Source organism: Fibrobacter sp. UWEL, from assembly GCF_900142535.1.
Classification (GTDB): Bacteria; Fibrobacterota; Fibrobacteria; order Fibrobacterales; family Fibrobacteraceae; genus Fibrobacter.
On sequence record NZ_FRBE01000024.1, the window covers coordinates 1 to 19,059 of the forward strand.

General features: G+C 53.2%; 14 protein-coding genes. 8 read left to right on the forward strand and 6 right to left on the reverse strand.

The genetic code is table 11. The annotated features are described in order from the left end of the window. The 5 genes from BUB59_RS12770 to BUB59_RS12790 form a co-directional block, all read left to right on the forward strand. Nucleotides 1–615: IS30 family transposase (locus tag BUB59_RS12770; RefSeq protein ID WP_143160393.1), on the forward strand; the 615-nt coding region annotated here is incomplete at its 5' end. Between the two features lie 168 nt (nucleotides 616–783). Next, a complete protein-coding gene (gene istA / locus BUB59_RS12775; protein WP_073230657.1) occupies nucleotides 784–2,322 on the forward strand; it encodes an IS21 family transposase in 1,539 nt (512 codons plus the stop codon). Beyond that, nucleotides 2,319–3,095, forward strand: a complete 777-nt coding sequence (gene istB, locus BUB59_RS12780; RefSeq protein WP_073230592.1) for an IS21-like element helper ATPase IstB — start codon at nucleotides 2,319–2,321, stop codon at nucleotides 3,093–3,095. Before istA ends, istB begins: the two co-directional genes overlap by 4 nt. 276 nt (nucleotides 3,096–3,371) lie before the next feature. After that, nucleotides 3,372–3,938, forward strand: coding sequence for a Panacea domain-containing protein (locus BUB59_RS12785; protein WP_073230594.1), 567 nt, complete (start codon nucleotides 3,372–3,374; stop codon nucleotides 3,936–3,938). 138 nt (nucleotides 3,939–4,076) lie between these two features. Then, on the forward strand, nucleotides 4,077–5,765 hold the full coding sequence (locus tag BUB59_RS12790; protein ID WP_073230597.1) for a hypothetical protein: 1,689 nt from the start codon (nucleotides 4,077–4,079) through the stop codon (nucleotides 5,763–5,765). Between the two features lie 112 nt (nucleotides 5,766–5,877). Here BUB59_RS12790 and BUB59_RS12795 read toward each other — a convergent pair whose 3' ends face one another. Further along, nucleotides 5,878–8,625 (reverse strand): valine--tRNA ligase, encoded by a 2,748-nt coding sequence (locus BUB59_RS12795; protein WP_073230599.1) that lies wholly within the window; start codon nucleotides 8,623–8,625, stop codon nucleotides 5,878–5,880. Nucleotides 8,626–9,165: 540 nt separating this feature from the next. On the opposite strand from BUB59_RS12795, the gene BUB59_RS12800 reads away from it, so the two are divergent. Together BUB59_RS12800 and BUB59_RS12805 are read left to right on the forward strand one after the other, a co-directional pair. Next, a complete protein-coding gene (locus tag BUB59_RS12800) occupies nucleotides 9,166–10,560 on the forward strand; it encodes a family 16 glycosylhydrolase (protein ID WP_083540333.1) in 1,395 nt (464 codons plus the stop codon). After that, complete coding sequence (locus BUB59_RS12805; protein WP_073230601.1) at nucleotides 10,557–12,533, forward strand: SUMF1/EgtB/PvdO family nonheme iron enzyme; 1,977 nt, start codon at nucleotides 10,557–10,559, stop codon at nucleotides 12,531–12,533. Before BUB59_RS12800 ends, BUB59_RS12805 begins: the two co-directional genes overlap by 4 nt. Here the strand turns inward: BUB59_RS12805 and BUB59_RS12810 are convergent. Then, the gene (locus BUB59_RS12810; RefSeq protein WP_073230604.1) at nucleotides 12,469–13,698 is read right to left on the reverse strand and encodes a nucleotidyltransferase family protein; all 1,230 of its coding nucleotides are present in this window, start codon (nucleotides 13,696–13,698) and stop codon (nucleotides 12,469–12,471) included. The two genes, BUB59_RS12805 and BUB59_RS12810, sit on opposite strands and share 65 nt — an antisense overlap. Nucleotides 13,699–13,896: 198 nt before the next feature. Here BUB59_RS12810 and BUB59_RS12815 point away from each other — a divergent pair, with 198 nt between their 5' ends. Continuing rightward, entirely contained in the window at nucleotides 13,897–15,633 is a 1,737-nt protein-coding gene (locus tag BUB59_RS12815; RefSeq protein ID WP_234980053.1) for a type II secretion system protein GspD, read from the forward strand. 451 nt (nucleotides 15,634–16,084) lie between these two features. Here the strand turns inward: BUB59_RS12815 and BUB59_RS12820 are convergent, their stop codons facing one another. Genes BUB59_RS12820 through BUB59_RS12835 form a run of 4 tightly spaced genes read right to left on the reverse strand, consistent with a single transcriptional unit; the run spans nucleotide 16,085 to nucleotide 18,985 of the window. After that, on the reverse strand, nucleotides 16,085–16,339 hold the full coding sequence (locus BUB59_RS12820; protein WP_073230610.1) for a PilW family protein: 255 nt from the start codon (nucleotides 16,337–16,339) through the stop codon (nucleotides 16,085–16,087). Next, on the reverse strand, nucleotides 16,330–16,794 hold the full coding sequence (locus BUB59_RS12825; RefSeq protein ID WP_073230612.1) for a type IV pilus modification PilV family protein: 465 nt from the start codon (nucleotides 16,792–16,794) through the stop codon (nucleotides 16,330–16,332). The genes BUB59_RS12820 and BUB59_RS12825 overlap by 10 nt, the downstream gene beginning before the upstream one ends. Next, nucleotides 16,791–17,765 carry a hypothetical protein gene (locus BUB59_RS15420; protein WP_073230614.1) on the reverse strand — a complete coding sequence of 325 codons (975 nt, stop codon included), beginning with the start codon at nucleotides 17,763–17,765 and terminating at the stop codon, nucleotides 16,791–16,793. Before BUB59_RS15420 ends, BUB59_RS12825 begins: the two co-directional genes overlap by 4 nt. Next, nucleotides 17,762–18,985: a hypothetical protein gene (locus tag BUB59_RS12835; protein ID WP_073230616.1), complete on the reverse strand. Its 1,224-nt coding sequence runs from the start codon at nucleotides 18,983–18,985 to the stop codon at nucleotides 17,762–17,764. Before BUB59_RS12835 ends, BUB59_RS15420 begins: the two co-directional genes overlap by 4 nt. Nucleotides 18,986–19,059 lie beyond the last annotated feature (74 nt).

Sequence of the window (19,059 nt, forward strand, 5' to 3'; positions counted from 1 at the left end):
TGGAGAATTGTTGACGCAAGTATCCGTAGTTTCATGAGTCCACAGCAGGTTCGCTGGAGATGCAGGCTTATGGGCCTGAAATGTCCTTGCGAGGAGCTCATCTACCGTCACATCTGGGAGGACAAGCGGCATGGCGGAGACCTCTACAAATGCCTAAGGCACAAGAACAAGAAATACGCATCCAGGGGTCGTAAGAACGACTACAGAGGAAGGATTGTCGGCCTAGTATCTATTGACAAGCGACCTGCGATCGTTGATAAAAAGGAACGTTTCGGTGACCTTGAGGTAGACCTTGTCATCGGTAAGGATCACAAGGGAAAGCTGCTCACCATAAACGACAGGGCAACGAACCAAAGCTGGATTAGAAAAATCGGAAGCAAGAATTCTGACGAGGTTGCAGCTGCCATCGTGGAAACCCTTCTCCCGTACAAGGGGTTGCTTAAGACGATAACTTCAGATAACGGAAGGGAGTTTGCGGACCACGTAATCGTGGCGAAGGCCCTTGGCATCAAGTACTATTTTGCGCATCCATATCATTCATGGGAGCGAGGTGCGAATGAAAATATGAACGGGCTGATTCGCCAATTTATTCCAAAGGGTGCAAAGATTGAATGATTATTCCGGCATACTTTGAGCCACCAGTCCGGTACTTGAGAGCCGCTATTCCGGAAAATACGGAGCCACCCTTCCGGAGGCTGAGAGCCATCCACAAAATGTCATGAAAACTCTATAATGCGAATGTCCACGACAATGAATGTCGCGGACTTTTTACATGGAGGTCTCATGACCAAATATCGCGAAATACTCCGGCTGAAGCATCTAGGCTTCAGCGAGCGAAATATCGCAAGGAATGCGGGGGTATCCCGCAATACGGTGAAGCGCGTCGCCCAGGCAGCTTCGGCGAACAATATTGACTGGAAAACGGCCGAACAGATGGACGACGCGACGATAGAGAATCGTCTCTTCCCGAATCGGAAAACGTCGGAGCCAGCCCATACCATAGACTTCGAATATATCCGCAAGGAGCTGATGCGCAACGGGGTCACCAAGAAACTCCTGTGGACGGAATACTGCGAGAGCTGCAGGCTATGCAACCGGGAACCGCTGATGTATTCCCAGTTCTGTTACTACATCCAGCAGGAGGAACAAAAACGCAGGGCAACCATGCACATCCCTCGCCGTCCAGCAGAAATGGTGGAAGTGGACTGGGCGGGCGATCCGGCCCACATAATAGACCCCGACACCGGAGAACTCCTGAACGCCTACCTGTTCGTCGCCACGCTTCCGTACAGCCAGTACACCTACGTGGAGGCGTTCCTTGACGAAAAGACCAGAAACTGGATCAGGGCGCATGTGCACATGTACGAGTTCTTCGGAGGAGTAACGACGATGCTCGTTCCTGACAACTGCACTACGGCAGTGAATCACGCGCGAAGCGACTGGTACACGGCCGCTCTGAACCGGACCTATGGCGAGATGGCGGAACACTATGGCACAGCGGTAGTCCCGGCAAGGGTGAGACACCCGAAGGACAAGGCCAGCGTAGAGGGGAACGTGGGCAAGATATCCTCATGGATAACAGCAGCCCTCCGTAACGAGGAGTTCTTCTCGCTTGCGGAACTCAATGCTGCCATAAGGAACCGTCTTGACCAGTTCAATGCGAGACCCTTCCAGAAGAAGGAATGCAGCAGGCAGGAGATCTTCGAGAACGAGGAGCGTCCGCAGCTAAGGCCCCTGCCCGCCACACCCTTCGAGGTTGCGGAATGGAAGACATCCACCGTCCAGTTCAACTACCACATCGTCCTGGATGGCATGTACTACTCCGTCCCCTATCAGTATATAAAAAAGCAGGTGGAGTCACGGTTGACCGACTCCACGGTGGAGGTGTATTACGAGCATGAACGAATCGCCAGCCACGCAAGGCTTCACGGAAGGCCGAGCCAATACTCCACGGTAAAATCCCATATGCCAGACAGCCACCAGGGATACCTGGAATGGGACGGAGAACGGTTCCGCCGCTGGGCCACCGGGGTGGGTGAAAATACAGCCGCCGTGATAAACGCCCTGCTGTCGGGAAGCTACGCTGAACAGCAGTCCTACAGATCCTGCATGGGGGTACTGAAACTGGGCAAGCGTCACGGCAACGCCATGCTTGAGTGGGCCTGTGAGAGGGTTCTACGATACACAAGCAGACCAAGCTACAAGAATATCCGGGATCTGCTGCTGGGCGGAAGTGACAGGCAGCAGGCAAAACCTGACGGGGAAAAAGAGTCTCGTCGAGGAATCACCCGCGGAGCGAGAAACTACGGAGGAAACAAGTGAACAATAGCAGTACAATCGACAAGTTGATAGAGATGCGCATGACCACCATGTCGGACATGTTCGTCAACCAGCAAAAGGACCCGAACATGGCGGGAATCCCCTTCGAGGAGCGCTTCGGCATGCTGGTCGATGCCGAATACGCCAGCCGCAAGAGCCACGCCCTGGAGCGCCTGGTAAAGAGAGCCGAACTGGAACAGAATGACGCCAGCATAGCCGCGCTGGACTATCACTCCGGACGCAAGCTGAACAAGGCACTCATCCAGAAACTGGCCAGCTGTGAATACATATCCCAGTACAGGAACATCTTCATCACTGGAGCAACAGGCAGCGGGAAGACATATCTCGCATGTGCCTTCGGGATGGAGGCCTGCAAGCGGTTCTATTCCGTAAAGTTCACTAGGTTGCCCGACCTTCTGATAGACCTGTCGGCCGCGGAGGATCGGCATACGCTTGAAAACGCCCTGCAGAAATACACCAAGCCCACGCTCCTAATCATCGATGAATGGCTCCTGTTCAAGTTGCGGGAAAACGAGGCTAGGTTGCTCCTGGAGGTAATCCACAAGAGACGCAGGAAGTCTTCGACCATATTCTGTTCGCAGTTCGAGGAGAAGGACTGGTATGACCAGATATGCGAAGGTGAAAGTACGCTTGCGGATGCTATAATGGACCGGATATCCTTCGACTCCTACAAGATAAACATCGAGTACGTCGACAAGTCCGTTGACAAATCCATGCGAGAAGTGTATGGGTTGAACCCTTCTGAAGCACAATAACCCTAAAACAGGTGGCTCCGTCAGACCGGACTAGTGGCTCTCACTTCTCCGGACTGGCGGCTCCGCCGCTCCGGAATAATCAGATTGAAGATGTCGATGAACGCTATATCCGATGGATCGAGAACAATCTGAACAATAGACCAAGAAAAAGGCTTGACTACCTAACACCAAATGAGTATCTTTTGAAAAAGTTCAACATTATGCGTTAGCGATTAGAAATCGCCTAATAACGTGAGTATTTATATATTTGGAAATAGAGCAAAGAGGGAGGTCTCTATGTCCTTTGATATTAACAAATTAATTGGCTTCGCAGCCTATGTAATGAGGGTGATGGGCTCTGACTCCCTTCAGTATATTATGCTCATCAAATTGATGTACCTTTCGGACCGTAAGTTCCTGGATTTGTATGACGAAACGATTTCAAATGACAGTTTCGTATCGATGGATCAGGGACCTGTTCTTTCTAGGCTTTTAAACCTTATCCATGGAGAATGCGCTCCGAATCTTCAAGATGCATGGGACAAGTGTTTCGCGACGACGGGCTATAATATTAATGTAGCCTCTGAAAATACGTTAGTGAATGAACGTATGCTTTCTAGAGCTGAAATGAAAGTGATTGAAAGTGTAGTTGAGGAATTTGGGAAACGTGATGTTTGGGATCTTATCAATAACTATATGCACGCCCTCCCTGAATGGAAGAATCCTCACGGATCCTCAATTCCTATTAGATTGGAAGATATGATGAAAGCCCTGAAAAAGGATGAATCCGAAATTAAGGCCGTAATAGAATCCAACGAAGAAAGACGCCATGAAGAGGAACTCCTTAAAAAGGCTCTTGCATAATGGTTCAAAATGAGAGGATTCGAAAAGGCGTTATTGAGTCTGAACATACTCCGATGAATATCGTTGATTATTTCAATAAGCATTAAGCCTGTAATGGATGATGGTTTGACGTTGCTGGGTTTTGAATAAGGATGTAAAATGAAGAAGTTTTCTTTATGGGGCATGTTGGTTGCTGTAGCCACGATGATTTGTGGCTGTGGCGACGATACATTGAATTCTTCTGAAGCAGAGAGCTCCTCTTCGGAGGTGCTGATTTCTTCTTCTGAGGAAACGATTCCTGCTAGCAGTTCTCTTCCTGTTTGTCTCGCCGAGGTTCCCGAGTGTGGTTATACGCCGCCCTCATCCTCAAGTGCAAATCCAGCATTGGATTCTGTTGTAAATACTGATACGACAAAGGTTTCTTATTCTCTAAAAGCATTTAAAGGACCCTTTACCAATCCCCACAAGGGTTTCTGCGTCACTATTGAGGGTACCTGGGCGTTTTCGGAAGAATGGGATTACGCTCCTACGGGGGCCAAGAACAATAAGGCTTGGGATGTGGTTTCCCATGGCTGTGGTTACCAGCGTTGGAATAAGTTGAACCCGGCGAAGGGCGTTTACGACTGGACTGATTTTGAAAAGTTGCTGAATGCCCATGCGGAGCATGGCTTGGGCTATGGCCTGCGCGTGTTCCCTTATGCGTCGCCTATGGGCCGCAAGAATAAGTACACAGTGGAATCGGATTACGACTGGACACCGTCTTTTGTTTATGAGGCTGGCGCCAAAAAGGATTACGCTAAAATGACGGATGGGGGAGTGGAGTATACTTTGGCGGTGCCTCGCTGGGATGATCCTATTTACATCCATGCGGCGAAGGATTTTGCGGCTGCTCTGGCGGCGAAGTATGATGGTGACCCTCGCCTGGAATATATTGACGTCCGCGCATTTGGCAACTGGGGCGAATGGCACATTTCTCATTTTGATGGCAGTCAGATGCCCTCGGATTCTGTGCAGATCGATATGCTGGAATACTACGCTTCCCTGTTCAAGAAAACGTTGCTGGTGTTGCCTTCCGATGGAAAGGGCGAACCCTTTGAACGAGCTATGGAACTTGGCATTGCGAAGCGTGATGATGGCTTAATTGGGACGCCCTGGCGAGAAGATTCCCTGGCTATTGCCTATAAGGCGGGCCTGCCTACTATTGGCGAGAACATCAGCACCTACGAAATCATGCTGACTTATGATAACGTCATCCCTGGCGGTTATTTGAAATGGACTGTGGATCGCTGGAAGGAAGTTGTCTACAAGTCTCACATGACCTACTATGTTCTGGACCAGGATAACTATGCGGGATATCAATTCTATTTGGATAATAAGGAAGATGCGGATTCCTTGAGCAAGGTGCTGGGCTATAATTTCTCCATCTCTAAGGCTGAACTTGTTGTTGTCGGAAATGCATCGGATGTCGCCGCTGGCTCGGATGCATCGGGTGATGTCGCCGGGGGCTCGACTACGTTGAATATTACGGTGAAGAATACGGGCCTGGCGCCTTGCTTCTTTGACGTTTATATAGTGGCGGAGCTGGTGGATTCCGCAGGGGTTGTTTTGGAACAGCTGGGCAAGACCGTCTACATTCCTAAGGGAACTTTCAAGGATGAAGATGTAAAGGAATTCTCCTTTACCAATAAGATTGCCGGTGGTGTTGCCGATGTTGCTGCCCAGCCGGGAGTGACCGTAGCTCTATCCATCTACGAAAACGAAGAAGCGTACAAGTCCGGCAAGAATCCCACCGTCAAGTTTGACAACGACGGAATTATGGAAAACAACAAGTTACTGCTGAAACAATAAGTCATCTCGAGCTTGTCGAGAGATCAAAAAAGAGGACGTCCTGATGGACGTCCTCTTTTTGAATGTTGGACTGCTAGATCCCCGGTCAAGCCGGGGATGACGAATTGAAGGGTTACTTCAGTTCTTCGAGTGCCTTTTCATTCTTGGCTACGATATCCAGCTGGGTCGCAAGCTTGGTGCGTTCAGCGTTCACGACTGCTTCGGGAGCGCCAGAAACGAACTTCTCGTTGGAGAGTTTCTTTTCGATGCTTGCTGCGAAGCTCTTGGCCTTTTCGATTTCCTTTTCGAGGCGTGCAATTTCTGCAGCCGGGTCAAGGATACCTTCCAGCGGAATGAAGAGTTCGCCACCAGGAACAACGGCGGATGCGCTGAACTTGGGCTTGTCTGCCTTGACGCCAACGGTAATGCTTTCGATGCCACCCAGTTCGGTAATGATGGCGAGGCATGCATTCACGGAAGCTTCGGTAGCTGCGTCATCAACGCTCACGACAGCCTTCAGCTTGGTAGCCGGAGAAACGCTGTAGCGGCCACGGACTCCACGGACTGCTTCCACCACGGCGAATGCCTGGTCGAAGGCGGCTTCGATGTCCTTGTTGATGAGAGATTCATCGGCGGTGGGCCAGGGGCGGCTAATCACCATTTCGGAACCCTGGAACAGGATGCTGTTCAGCTCTTCGGTAATGAAGGGCATTACCGGGTGGAGAAGGTCAAGGACGTTCTTCAGCACGTAGCTGAGGATTGCCATGGCGTTCTTCTTTTCGGCGTCGAGAGTTTCGCGGTTGATCACTGCCTTCTTGATTTCCAGGTACTGGCTGCAAACGTCATCCCACACGAAGCGGTAGAGGAAACCGGCAAGTTCTGCGAAGTGGTATTCTTCCAGCATGCGGGTTGCATCCTTGATGGTGGTCTGCAGGCGGGAAAGGATCCACTTGTCTTCGAGAGTGAAGAGTGCCTTGTCCATGGGGAGCTCTGCGGTGAGAGCGCCAGCCTGTTCCAGCTGCGGATAAAGGAAGCGGCATGCGTTCCAGATCTTGTTGGAGAAGTTACGACCGATTTCGAACTTTTCAGAAGTGTTGATTTCGGTACCGTCTTCCTGCTTTTCCTTCTTCACCGGCAGACGAACGTCTTGGTTGTCGGTGCAGAGGCTAGCCATCACGAAACGCAGAGCGTCGGTGCCGTACTTACGTTCGATGTCCATGGGGTCCACGCCGTTACCCTTGGACTTACTCATGGTCATGCCATTGCCGTCCAAAATCTTCGGGTGGATGTAAACAGTATGGAACGGGATAGTACCCATGTTTTCCTGGCTGAACAGCACCATGCGAGCCACCCAGAGGGTGATGATGTCGCGGCTGGTCACCAGCACGGAAGTGGGGTAGTACTTCTTAAGAGTGTCGGTGTTTTCGGGCCAACCCATGGTAGAGTGGGGCCAAAGACCACTGGAGAACCAGGTATCCAGAACGTCGTCTTCCTGCTTGAGAACGTGGCCCGGAACTGCATCTTCCTTCAGGTTTTCTTCCTGAGAGCAAACCAGGTAGCCGCCGTTTTCGGCCTTGTAGAAGAAGATGTCTTCGCGGTTGCCGAACACGGCCTTCAGTTCTTCTTCGGTAGCGTCGGTGTGCCAGATAGGAATGCGGTGGCCCCACCAGAGCTGGCGGCTAATGCACCAGTCGCGCTTTTCGCCAAGCCAATCCAAGTACTTGTTGGCGTAGCGTTCCGGAATAATCTTGATTTCGCCGGACTTCACAGCGTTCATTGCGTTTTCGGCAAGAACGTCCATCTTCACGAACCACTGGTCGCTGAGGTACGGTTCAATAACGGTCTTGGAACGGTCAGAATGGCCCACGTCCATTTCGTGGTCTTCCACCTTAATGAGGAGGCCCAGTTCTTCGAGGCCGGCAACAACGGCGTCGCGAGCAGCCTGGCCCTTCATGCCCTGGAACTTGCCTGCGTTTTCATTGAGGGTGCCGTCGTCGTTCATGATGTTGATCATGGGGAGCTTGTGACGGAGACCAGTTGCATAGTCGTTGGGGTCATGAGCCGGGGTCACCTTCACGGAACCGGTACCGAAGTCCTTGTCCACGAGAATGGCGTCGGCAATGACGGGGATTTCACGGTCGACGAAAGGAACCTTCAGAGTCTTGCCGATGAACTGTGCATAGCGTTCGTCGCTGGGGTGCACGGCAAGAGCGGTATCGCCCATGATGGTTTCGGGACGGGTAGTAGAAACGGGAATAAAGCCCGAACCGTCGGCCAAAGGATACTTGAAGGTCCAGAAGTGGCCCTTCACGTGTTCGTAGTAGATTTCGTCATCTGCAACTGCAGTCTGGAGCTTGGTATCCCAGTTCACCAGGCGCTTGCCGCGGTAGATCAGACCCTTCTTGAACAGGTTGAAGAAGGCGTGACGCACAGCCTTTGCACAGATGGGGTCCAGAGTGAAGCGCTGACGGCTCCAGTCGCAGCTCACGCCAAGGCTCTTCAGCTGCTTGGTGATGCGAGCTTCGTATTCTTCCTTCCATTTCCAGATGCGTTCCACCAGAGCGTCGCGGCCAATGTCGTGACGGGTCTTGTGTTCGTCCTGGAACAGGCGCTTTTCAACCACAGCCTGAGTTGCGATGCCAGCGTGGTCGGTGCCCGGGATCCACAAAGTGTCGCGGCCGGTCTTACGGCGGTAACGGACGAGGATATCCTGGAGGGTGTCGTTGAGAGCGTGGCCCAAGTGCAGGGCGCCAGTTACGTTAGGAGGCGGAATGACGACAGAGAACGGTTCGCCCTTACCGCTAGGTGCAAAACTATTTTTGTCAGCCCAGGTCTGGTGCCAGCGGGCTTCCACTTCAGAAGAATTATAACGAGATTCCATGGTGTTATTATCCCTATAAATTTTTATGGGCGGAAAGATAGAAAAAGGAGTGGGGCCGCGGTGGCCGAGGGGTGCCGCGGGGGGCGTTTTGTATTGCCGGGGGGGGTGCCGCAGGGGGCTCAGGTGCGTCGCGAGGGGGCGTTTTGGCGATTTGCTAGTGCAAATGGGGGAAATGGCGCCGATTTGCACTAGGATTTTTAGTTTGTATGTAGAAAAAGGCCGGTTTTGGGGTGGATTTAGTGGCCGAGTTAGTGCGAATTCGGGGAATGGCGATGTTTTGCACTAGCTTTGGGGGGCGTGGGTGTGAAAATTGTATTATTTTGTTCAAAAATTGTAGTGCGGATTGCTTGAAAAATACCCTTTTGCACTACGATTTTACGAAAATGCCACTTGAAAATCGGCGGAATGACCATTAAAACGGTGGCTTGGCCGCGCGGATTAGCCCAAATGGCTGCGCGGATTTGCGAAAATGGGTCGCAAGAATATATCTTTAAGGCGGTGGGATGAATTTAATCGCGGGATGAGTCCGGTGAGGTTCTTATGAAGGGTGATTTTTTCGGGTTTGCGTCGGCGAAGCTGCGTGAGGCGGCGAAGCTGGGCGCGGGTTTGAAGCGTGGCGCGGGTTTGTTCGTCGCGGGCATCGCTTGCGTCGCGAATATTGCATGGGCGGATCCGCCGGCGAATTTCGGCGGGTGGGATCTTGTTTTCGAGGATAATTTCGACGGGACTTCGCTGGACACGAGCAAGTGGAATCCGACGTACAACTGGGGGCACACGCATAACCATCGGGCTTACTGCGATGCGGCCAACGTGATTGTGGCAGATGGCCTGCTGAAGCTGAAGGGCGAGGCCAAGAAACATCCCGATGCGCCCGCCACCGCAAAATTCAGCGGGAAGGAAATTCCTGTAGATTACACCAGCGCCGCCATTGACACCCGCGGCCATTTCGAGGTGAAGTACGGCTACATCGAGGGGCGCTTCAAGGCCCCGAAACACAAGGGCACATGGCCCGCGTTCTGGACCCTACAGGACGGCTGGCCTCCCGAAATCGACATTCTGGAAATTCCTGCATCCCGAAAGCAACATCATTACTATTTGCATTACACCACAACCGACTGGTACAATTCCCACGGTTCCGCCTGGGATCACGAGGCGTCCTTCGGTGGGCATAAGGATGATGACGTGGACCGCTCCGCAGACTTCCACACGTACGCGGTGGAGTGGGATCAGAACAACCTGAATTTTTATTTCGACGACAAGAAATTCGCCAGCTATAATCGCCCCACGGAACTGAAACAGCTGACGGCCCAATACATTATTGTGAACCTTGCTATTGGCGGGTGGGCCGGCGATGACATTGAAGTGACTGCGGACAACCCGGCGTATTTTGAGGCAGACTGGATTCGCGTTTGGCAGGCGAAGCCTGTGAAGCCCGACACCGTGCTTTTGCAGAACGAAGCCTTCGGAACCTGCATGCTACCCGGCGATGACAAGCGCATGTATCTTGGCGATTGCAATGACCCGGGCGCCTTGGCGGTGATGACGCAAACCAGCGGCAACACCTTCCGAGTGGACTTTGGCGAAATGACCCTGGAAATGCCCAACGAAACCACTGACGCGGGCACCACCGTAGGCGTTTACAGCTGGAATGGAAAGAACCACCAGAAGGTGGTTTTCGAAAATCAGTTTAGCAATCAGTACCGCCTGAAGATGCTCCACAGCGGACATTATCTGCGCTCCACATCCGACGGGACTCGCGTTGTGCAGGACTGGAATGATTCCTGGGAATGGAACCAGAAGTGGCGTATTATCAAGCCCGCGGATTTGAAGACGGAAACTCCCGTGGATCCGGATGGGATTCGCAAGGCTGCCCTTTCCCGCATTAAGCAAATCCTGAAGGGCCGCACCTTCGACGTGAAGGGCCGAGTTCGATGAATTTTTTATTCCTTGGCTTTATTGCGTTGATTGCGTTGGCGGGATGTTCCCATGATGATGGGGATAGCGTCGCACCTGATGACGGCAAGAATTTGCCGGAGCAGATGGTGCTGATGAAAGCCCGCGGGAAGAGCGCGCAACTTGCTTCCAACGTGACGGCGGAATTCACCTACAATTTTTATGTGGGTCGGCACGAAGTGACCTGCGCTGAATTTGGGCTGGATTGCGGTGAACTCCCTGCGACTGGCATGACGTTTTATGACGCGGTGCTGTATGCCAATGAATTGAGCCTGCAGGAAGGCTTTGACACGGTTTACACCTACAGCGGCGTATTCCGCGACGGGGCGGGCCATGCGCTGGGGCTGGAAAATTTCCGATTCCATCTGACGGTCGAGGGATATCGATTGCCCACGGAGGCCGAGTGGGTCTTTGCCGCTAGTGATTATTTTGATCCGCAGAAATCATGGAACGCTGATAACTCAGATTATGAAGCTCATGAAGTTTGCTCTTATGCTAGTGCGTCTGGTTTGCGTAAGGACGCTTCTGCCTTGCGTAAGGAAGCCTCGGGTTCGCGTGGGGATGTTGATGCCGCCGGGCTTTGCGATATGGCGGGGAATGTGGCTGAATGGGTGAACGACTGGTCCCATAAACTCTCTGACACTACGGTGGTAAACTTCGTGGGACCTGCGGAAGCCATCGGCTTTGGAGAGCGTATTCTGAAGGGCGGAAATTACCGGAATAGACCTGCGGCCATGAGCTTGACTAGCCGCACGGATATTTATACGGTTACGTCTTCGACATATGCAGATTACGTAGGGTTTCGAGTTGCGTTTGGTGCGATCCCCGACGCCACATGGCTTGGAGATACAACCGCTGTGGAATCTTCTTCAAGTAGTGTTGAATCGTCATCCAGTGAAGTCGAGTCTTCGTCTAGTGAAGTTGAGTTGTCGTCCAGTAGCGTTGAGTCTTCTTCAAGTGATGTCGAAGTTTCGTCGGATAGCGTGGAAAGTTCCTCAAGCGGCGAGGCGAATTCCTCAAGCAGCGTAGGGGATACAACTGCCGTCGCGGTAGAATTGGATAGGGATAGCGCCGGGATGTATTATGTCTCGGGTGGCAGCGAAGGTGCCATGATGCTTCGCTTCAAGATGGAAGTTTTTTGGCAGTACTGCAAACAAAGTAAGCTTGTGGTGATGGGCTCCTCAAGATCTCTGGATGGTGTCAACCCAATGCTGATGGATTCGAGCTTGATGGCCATCAACTTGTCCCATGTTCCTAACTCGCTTTTTGATACCTATTACTTGCTCAGAAATTACGTGCTGATCCATGTGCAGAATTTAAAGTTTGTGGTTCTGTCTCTGGATATTGATATGTGGTGGCGTGATCCGACGGATTCCTACGACAATTTCTTCTTGAGTGAGTACGAGCTTTATCCCGGATATGTTTATGACGAAAATCATGGTTTCTGGCGTGACGGTTATCCCGAGGGAATGTACGAGAAATCACAGGCGGCGCCGGGCTTTGAGTCGTACGGAAATCTCTTCCGGGGCGCCCGCGGGTTCTTCGCGGAGGGGGATGGTTCCTGGGAGACGGATCCGTCTGTGGATTATGACAGTACTTGGCTGGATAAGAAACCTGAGTTGTATCGCACGAATCTTGAAGCCTTGCGCAGAATCATCGCGATGGCGCAAGCGCATGACGTACGGGTGATTGGCGTTATATTCCCGCAGAGTCCCGGATATAAGCTGACAGGAGCCTACGGCAAGTACGGTCCTCGCCGGAGTCAGGCGGACTCCCTCGTGAATGAACTGGCGGGGCTGTCGCTGGAATATGAGAATTTTATCCTGATGGACGAATATAAGGGCGGCGATCATGACTATAGCGATGATATGGCCGTCAATCGCGATCATCTCAACGAAAGAGGCGCGGCCCAGCTGACAGCTCGATTGGATTCTCTTGTCGCGAAGTATAAGTAAGTGTGTTTCGCAGGGAGAGGCGGCGCTGCTTGATTCTCCGCGGGAGATAGCGGAAAAAATCCAGCCAGGTGCGGATTTCGCGCCAGAGGGCTTCCGACGGATTGAAGCGCAGTAAATGCAGGAACCTCTTGCGTTTGTGCAGCCAATAGCGGGGGAGTGCAGCGGTTTTGATCGGGCTATACTTCCCGAAGTTACCGCCCTCGATGGCGGCGTCCAGCAGTTCCTTACCCCAGTAGGCGTCGGGCTTGCAGAGCATACGGTCTTTGTCCAGATGGAACGTGTATTCCATAATCCACATGACGGCGCCCGCGGTTTTTGTAAGGCCGAAAACGCCCAGCAGTGCGGAAACTTCCTGGCGGGTTTGTGACGTACTATGCTGCAATAGCTGGTGATAATCCGCCAGCTGTCGCAACCCGATTCCGTCCCCGATGAAGTGTTTCTGCAAATGTGCCAGCTGCATGAGCAACGAGAATTTTATGGATGGTTCATTGAAGTGCGCGGGCTCGTACCAGCGGGATTCTGCGGGGGCTGTCCTATCCAGATATTTCCGCAGGGCGCCGCCTTTCCCGATGGGGCAACCGCTGATGGACTTGAAGTGAATTTCCAGAGTGATATTGTCAAAGAGGGAAGAATTCAGCGTGACGTGATGCTGGTATATATCCGCTTTGTCTAGAAGTTTCATTTCCCGAAGGGTGCGTAAGGTTGACCGCTTTCCACCCTCGACGAAAACGTCAATATCCCCGGCCTGTCGGGAATGTACGTCGGGATAGAGATGGGCATTTGCTTGCCCCTTCAAAATGACAGGGTGGAGCCCCCGCTGGCTGAACATCTGGGTGACTCTCCCGCAGACCTGATTCATCAGGAGGTTGTCTTGATGAATGTAGAAAGCCTCGCTGGTCCAATCATCAAGAATATCTTTGGGAGGTTGCTGCTCTGTAGGGAGCTTCGCGATGGCTACCCGCAGGATGCCAACAACACTCTGGCGAGCCGCCTCACGATACAACTCCTGCCATTCATCCCGCTGAATGCCTTGAAATTGCGAGCTACCTTGAAATTGCGCTTCATCGCAATTTGTTTGTAATGTGGATGTTTCCGCCCCGCCCTGAGGGATGCTGAGGGCTAAACGCAAAAGCGCGAAGAATGTTTCCTGTAGGGCGGAATTCATGGAACTCAATATACATTTTACAGGGGCATGACCTCGTCCGTGTCAACAGTTGTTTGCAAAATTACTGGCGGGGTTGTTTTGCGGGGTCCTTGTTATTATATTGAGCGGACCATCCTAAATTAGATGCGTTGCCAGTTTAGACTTTTGTCTATTCCCAGAGTTTTTTTATATGAACTTTTGCGGGTTTTAGGGCCTCTCTTGAAACAGATTTTTATTGTGCTGCTGGCAGTGCTTGCGGCGAATGGATACCCGTCGAAGGGTATCGTCTTGGATTTTGTGGAAACGCCGATTGTGGATGTGGCGCGGGCGATTTCGTTGGCTTATGACACGCCGATTCTTGTGGATGAGGGGTTGAACCTGAAGGTAACTTTTCACTTAGAGGGTGTGGGCTTGCTGGAAGGCGTGTCTGCCCTATGTGGGGCCAACGGGTTGACCGTGGTTCAGGAGGGGCGAGTGTTTCATATCCGGCGGGCCGTGGACCGCGGGGTGCATGATTTTTCCATCAAGAATGGGCGGGTGAATGTCTCCGCTCGGGATAAACCTGTGGGGGATTTTGTCCGAGAGTTCGCCTTGAATTCGGGGCTGAACATTCTGGCGAGCCCTGGGTTGTCAGGGGTGGTGACCGGCGAGTTGCGGGATATGGACGCGGAGGCTGCGTTTCGTGCGTTGATGAAAGCCAATGGATTTCGGGTCTGGCGTGAGGGGGAATGCCTCCGTGTTGACGCTGCAGGTGCGTTGGGCGCTTTGCAGGCAGGTGGCGCGGGGAGCCGCGGAGGTTCGCGGGAAGGCGTCAATGTGCGTGTGGAACGAGACGGCGATTTGTTCTCGCTGGAATGTAACGGCGGGGAGCTTGGGGCGGTGTTACAATCGCTGGCGGAAACGGCGGGCTTGAACTTGGGTATGTACGGCGACATCCGTGAGGCGGTGCACTTGAAGTTTTCGGGTGTGCCGCTGGAGGAATTGTTGAGCGCTCTCTTTAAGGATAGGCGGTACAGCTACGTGCTGGAAGGCGGTTCCCTGCTGGTGTCCGAGGGTGGTTCCCGCAGGGCGCTGTCGGGTACCCGACTTGTGGCCTTGAAGCATGTGAACTGCGAGAAGGCGATGGGATACTTCGCCAAGTTCATGCCCAGCGAGAGCTTTGCCGTCACGGAGGTTCGGGAGCAGAATGCGCTTCTGTTGGGCGGAACTCCCGCGGAATTGGAAATGGGGGAGGCGTTGTTGCGGCTGGTGGATGTTCCCGCCCTGCAGGTAACGCTCTCCTGCATTATCGTCGAGCTGAAGCGGGGACGCAATTTTGAAATCGGGTTTCACAGCGGGGCGACGCGGAAGACTGCGGCATACGACGTGGGGGCCCGAGGGTATTTTGATTTCCTCGGGACGGATTTTTCTAAGGCGGGTGCGTTCGGAAAGGTGGGGCTTTTGCCGGACCGTTTCGAAGTGGAGTTGGCGTCGCTGGAGGAAAATAACCGCGGGAAAGTTCTGGCCCGACCGCGCCTTACCACATTGAACGGCAATAAGGCGGAACTGAATGTGACAAACACGGTGTATTACTTAGTGAGCCAGGTATCCGCTGATGGATATCCCATCACGGATTACCGCTCCTTCAATGACGGAATTTCTCTGGAGATGATTCCGTCGGTCACTCTGGATGGGAACATCACTCTGGAGGTGTCCCCCGAGATCAAGACTGCGGGCCGATCGACGGGGGATGGGCCTCGCGATATCAGCACCCGCAATTTAAAAACGGTGGTGGTGCTGAAGGATGGGGAGTCCCTATGCCTGGGCGGCCTCATTCGCAAGAATAAAACCGAGGTAAGGTCCGCGGTACCTTTCCTCGGGAGCATTCCCCTCATCGGGCGGCTGTTTAGCTATGTGTCTGAGGAGGAAGAAGAAAATGAGCTGGCGATTTTCATTACACCCCATGTGGAAAAATAAGAGGTAATTGTTGCTGGTTGTTGCAGGTTGTTGCGGCGGCGGGTGCAGGTGATTTCGGGTTGTTGCAGGTTGTTGCGGCGGCGGGTGCATACTAAATGGCTTTTTAGGGCGCGTTAGTAGGTATCCGATTTTTTATTTGTTTGGGTTGGTGCATACTAAAAGCGCTTGGCGACCTGTTTAGTATGCATCAAATTGATTGCGGGCGGCTAACTGGAGGGGAAAATCCTTAAATTACAACTTCCAAACTCGCCGCCATACCTACTAAATCCTTTGCGAGGGGTGTTTAGTATGCATACACATTTTTCGGTGCGGAAAGAGGTACCTACTAAATAATGGTTTTTAACTGTTTAGTAGGTATGCACTATGAAAAAGGCTCAAAAATGTTGCGGATAAGTGCGGGAGTTTGCGGGTTACCGCAGGTTGATTTCGGGTTACCGCAGGGAATGGCGGGTTACTGCGGGAGGTTGCGTCGACGGCGGTCTGGTCCGTAGGGATGAACTTGGCGCATTTCGTCAATGAGGGTTTCTGTATCCAGCAGGTAGGTTTTAACCAGATGGTGGTGGGTGGAGTGAGTGCCCTGCCAGAAAGCAAGCGCGGTTCCTGTCAGTAAGCCCGCAAGAACCATCGCGATAAGAAGCTCCATCAAGGTAAAGCCTCTGGCTGCATTTGATTTCAAGAGGAGATCCGCCCGCGGGTTTATTTGCATGTCAGCAGCCTCCGGAGGGTTACATCATGAGCCATCGGGATGGCAGCGATAGTTAGACGGCTTACGCCGGGAATAGGAGACAGCAAGACGGTCGTCTCCGTGCAGGGACGGTTCGTGGGGACGCCACCCGACGAAACATTCCCGCTGGGGACGTCACCCGACGAAACAATCCCGCTGGGGACGCCGCCCGACGAAACGTTCCCGCTAGGGACGCGTCCGGAAATTTTCACAGAGGGTAGTCCACAGAGGGGCGGCGTCTGGAGGAGTTGTTCCATAGCGGAGACGGAACATATGTAAGCGTCCACCGCTTGTATTTCGAGACGTCGCTGGTTGTTGAAGTTGACGTAGATAGAACTGAGGGCGGCCACCCCGATGGACAGAACCGCGGAAGCAACAAAAACTTCCATCAGGGTGAAACCTCTAGACGAGTGCGGCGAACCGGCGGGACGTTTCATTCTAGACTCCACTGGATGGAAACTTTCTTGCCGCCCACGATCGCGGGAAGTAAACACCCGAGGGGAGCGGCGGACTCGAGTGTCGCATCCCGACGGGCTGAAACATCCTGATGATTTTCCCGAAGAACTGTGGGAGCGACGGAGATGAGATGTATGGGACCTGTGGTGTCGACGCAGTCTGCGGGACTTGTCCTGCGGCGAGATAGCCTGCTGTTCATGCCCCGAAGGGTGATGCCGCCGGACGAATACATAATGCCGGAAAACGAAACCGCCCGAGACAACTCGATGTTGCCCCTGCTGTATACTTCCAGATGTCGTGCGTTCACCTCCCCCGTCAAGACGATATTGCCCGAGGCGTAAAGCCGTAGCGTGTCATATCGGGCAGCGCCCCTCACGTTTACATCCCCATCGCATTTGATGTTCACGGATCCTACGTTCCCGTCAAATCCTAGCGTCACATCACCTGCGGAGACATTCATGGCGAAGCTCTCGCCGCGTCCTGTGAAACGCCGGCTGCCGGACTTGACTTTCAGATTGGAGCGGCCCAGGATTTCGCGATTGAGGTTTGCCTCCAGCTGGTCCGCCACCTCCCGCAATTCGTCGCGGCTCAGGGTGCGAAACGTGGAGCCAACTTGCGCTACAACCCGCCGGGACGATTCGCATCCTGATGTTCTCCCGCGTTCGTCGGATGCGCCGCGTTCACATGCAGTGCAGGCGGCCGCAGAAACCTTCAGCCAGGGGAAGCCGCCTTCCTCCTGGACCGCGGGCAACCGCAGGTTCCAAGGCGCCTCCGCAAAATAGTCCGCAGGAAATTGTTCCATCCAGGCGACAATCGCAGACTCTCCCAGGTACACACCCGCCAAGTCTTGCTGGTAGCGGTTCACCAGGCGCCGTACGCCGCCAGGCAATTGCAACAAACTAAATGCAAGGAGCGTCGCCGACAAAAGCACCGTGAGCACCAGGGCCATCATGGGGAGGAAACCTCAAAAGTTTTCCCGCGGCACTTGAGAATCAGGTGATCGCGGGTGATTCCGCTAATTACGAATGCGCCATTGGACGCGGCCAGGGAATCGCCTAGAGACAAGGTTTCTGTCCGACCGTTCACTTCCGCGATGGCAAGTTTTTCGCCAGCGATTCCTCGAAGTTTTATGGAAGGCGGGACGCAACTGGGAGCGAGTCCACCCCGCGCGCGCCCAGCATTCCTAGCGGGTCCAACCTGCACGCGCCCGAGAGAAAATGCATGCAGTTCCTTGATGGATGCCTGCGGCTCCTCGACGGTTTCTTCCATCGGGGGCAAGTCCAACTCCACGGCGATTGCGTCTGGAATTTCTGCGGGAGTCCCGAAGCCATCCAATGGCATCCCGAGAATTGACGCGACGAAAAAGACCAGAGCGAAGACGAATAAAGCCAGCGATGCGGCAACCACCTGCAGCCTCCTGCGGTGCGGCAAGCGGTGCAGCAGCCCGCGGTGCGGCCATTTGCGGCCCGGCCCCAAGGGGAAAAGGGAATCGCCTGCGGCCTCCTTCAGATCCATCCCGCGAAAGAACGGATCGCGAGAAGCGTCGCGGAACTGCTCCAGAGAAAAGCCTGACGAATCCACCTGCAACTCGACTACATCAAAATGTTCTGCTCTTGAAAAAAGACTGTCCTGTTCCAGAAACTTCCGGAAACGCGCCAAGCGATCATCCACCAAACTCCTGACGCAATCCCCCGCGCCACTTGACATCGCGACATATCCCAGCTCCTCGGACCAGTGGCAAAGCCGACCTTCAAAATACACCAGAAGATAAAGCAAATCCGAATGCAACGCCCAGAAAACACAATTCCCGCTATTGCCATTTTGCTGTTCCATCAGGAACTTGTTCGCCAGAGCCGCCAAACTGATTTGTTCCGGCAAAAGTCGCTCCGATTTGCGCGCACCGGAATCCAGCAATAGCCCACCATTCATTGACGAAGGCAGCGCCACCAAATATCGCCACAAACGCCCCTCCGTCGCGTTGAAGGAAACCATGGGCCACATTTTCACAAGAAGCGATCCTCCCGCAAGTTCGACCCGGCGAGGCATTTCACGCAAGAATTCTTCCAGCACTTTGCTGGCCGAGGGCTCCCCATCAAAAGTGGTGCAGTATTCCCAAGTCATCAAGCGGCAAGGAACAGGCACACGCCTGTCCATGAACAAATCAATGAGCATAAAATTCGAAGAATGAATTGCAATCGCTTTCTTGCATCAATACTGCAGAAAACACCTGGATATATCAACCACAG

Excerpts from the sequence above, each read along its gene's own strand:
- BUB59_RS12800 (WP_083540333.1), top strand. The coding sequence starts at position 9,166 with ATGAAGGGTGATTTTTTCGGGTTTGCGTCGGCGAAGCTGCGTGAGGCG.
- BUB59_RS15420 (WP_073230614.1), bottom strand. The coding sequence starts at position 17,765 with ATGATGGCCCTGGTGCTCACGGTGCTTTTGTCGGCGACGCTCCTTGCA.
- BUB59_RS12835 (WP_073230616.1), bottom strand. The coding sequence starts at position 18,985 with ATGCTCATTGATTTGTTCATGGACAGGCGTGTGCCTGTTCCTTGCCGC.
- BUB59_RS12810 (WP_073230604.1), bottom strand. The coding sequence starts at position 13,698 with ATGAATTCCGCCCTACAGGAAACATTCTTCGCGCTTTTGCGTTTAGCC.
- BUB59_RS12795 (WP_073230599.1), bottom strand. The coding sequence starts at position 8,625 with ATGGAATCTCGTTATAATTCTTCTGAAGTGGAAGCCCGCTGGCACCAG.
- BUB59_RS12785 (WP_073230594.1), top strand. The coding sequence starts at position 3,372 with ATGTCCTTTGATATTAACAAATTAATTGGCTTCGCAGCCTATGTAATG.
- BUB59_RS12825 (WP_073230612.1), bottom strand. The coding sequence starts at position 16,794 with ATGAAACGTCCCGCCGGTTCGCCGCACTCGTCTAGAGGTTTCACCCTG.
- BUB59_RS12805 (WP_073230601.1), top strand. The coding sequence starts at position 10,557 with ATGAATTTTTTATTCCTTGGCTTTATTGCGTTGATTGCGTTGGCGGGA.
- BUB59_RS12820 (WP_073230610.1), bottom strand. The coding sequence starts at position 16,339 with ATGCAAATAAACCCGCGGGCGGATCTCCTCTTGAAATCAAATGCAGCC.
- BUB59_RS12790 (WP_073230597.1), top strand. The coding sequence starts at position 4,077 with ATGAAGAAGTTTTCTTTATGGGGCATGTTGGTTGCTGTAGCCACGATG.
- istA (WP_073230657.1), top strand. The coding sequence starts at position 784 with ATGACCAAATATCGCGAAATACTCCGGCTGAAGCATCTAGGCTTCAGC.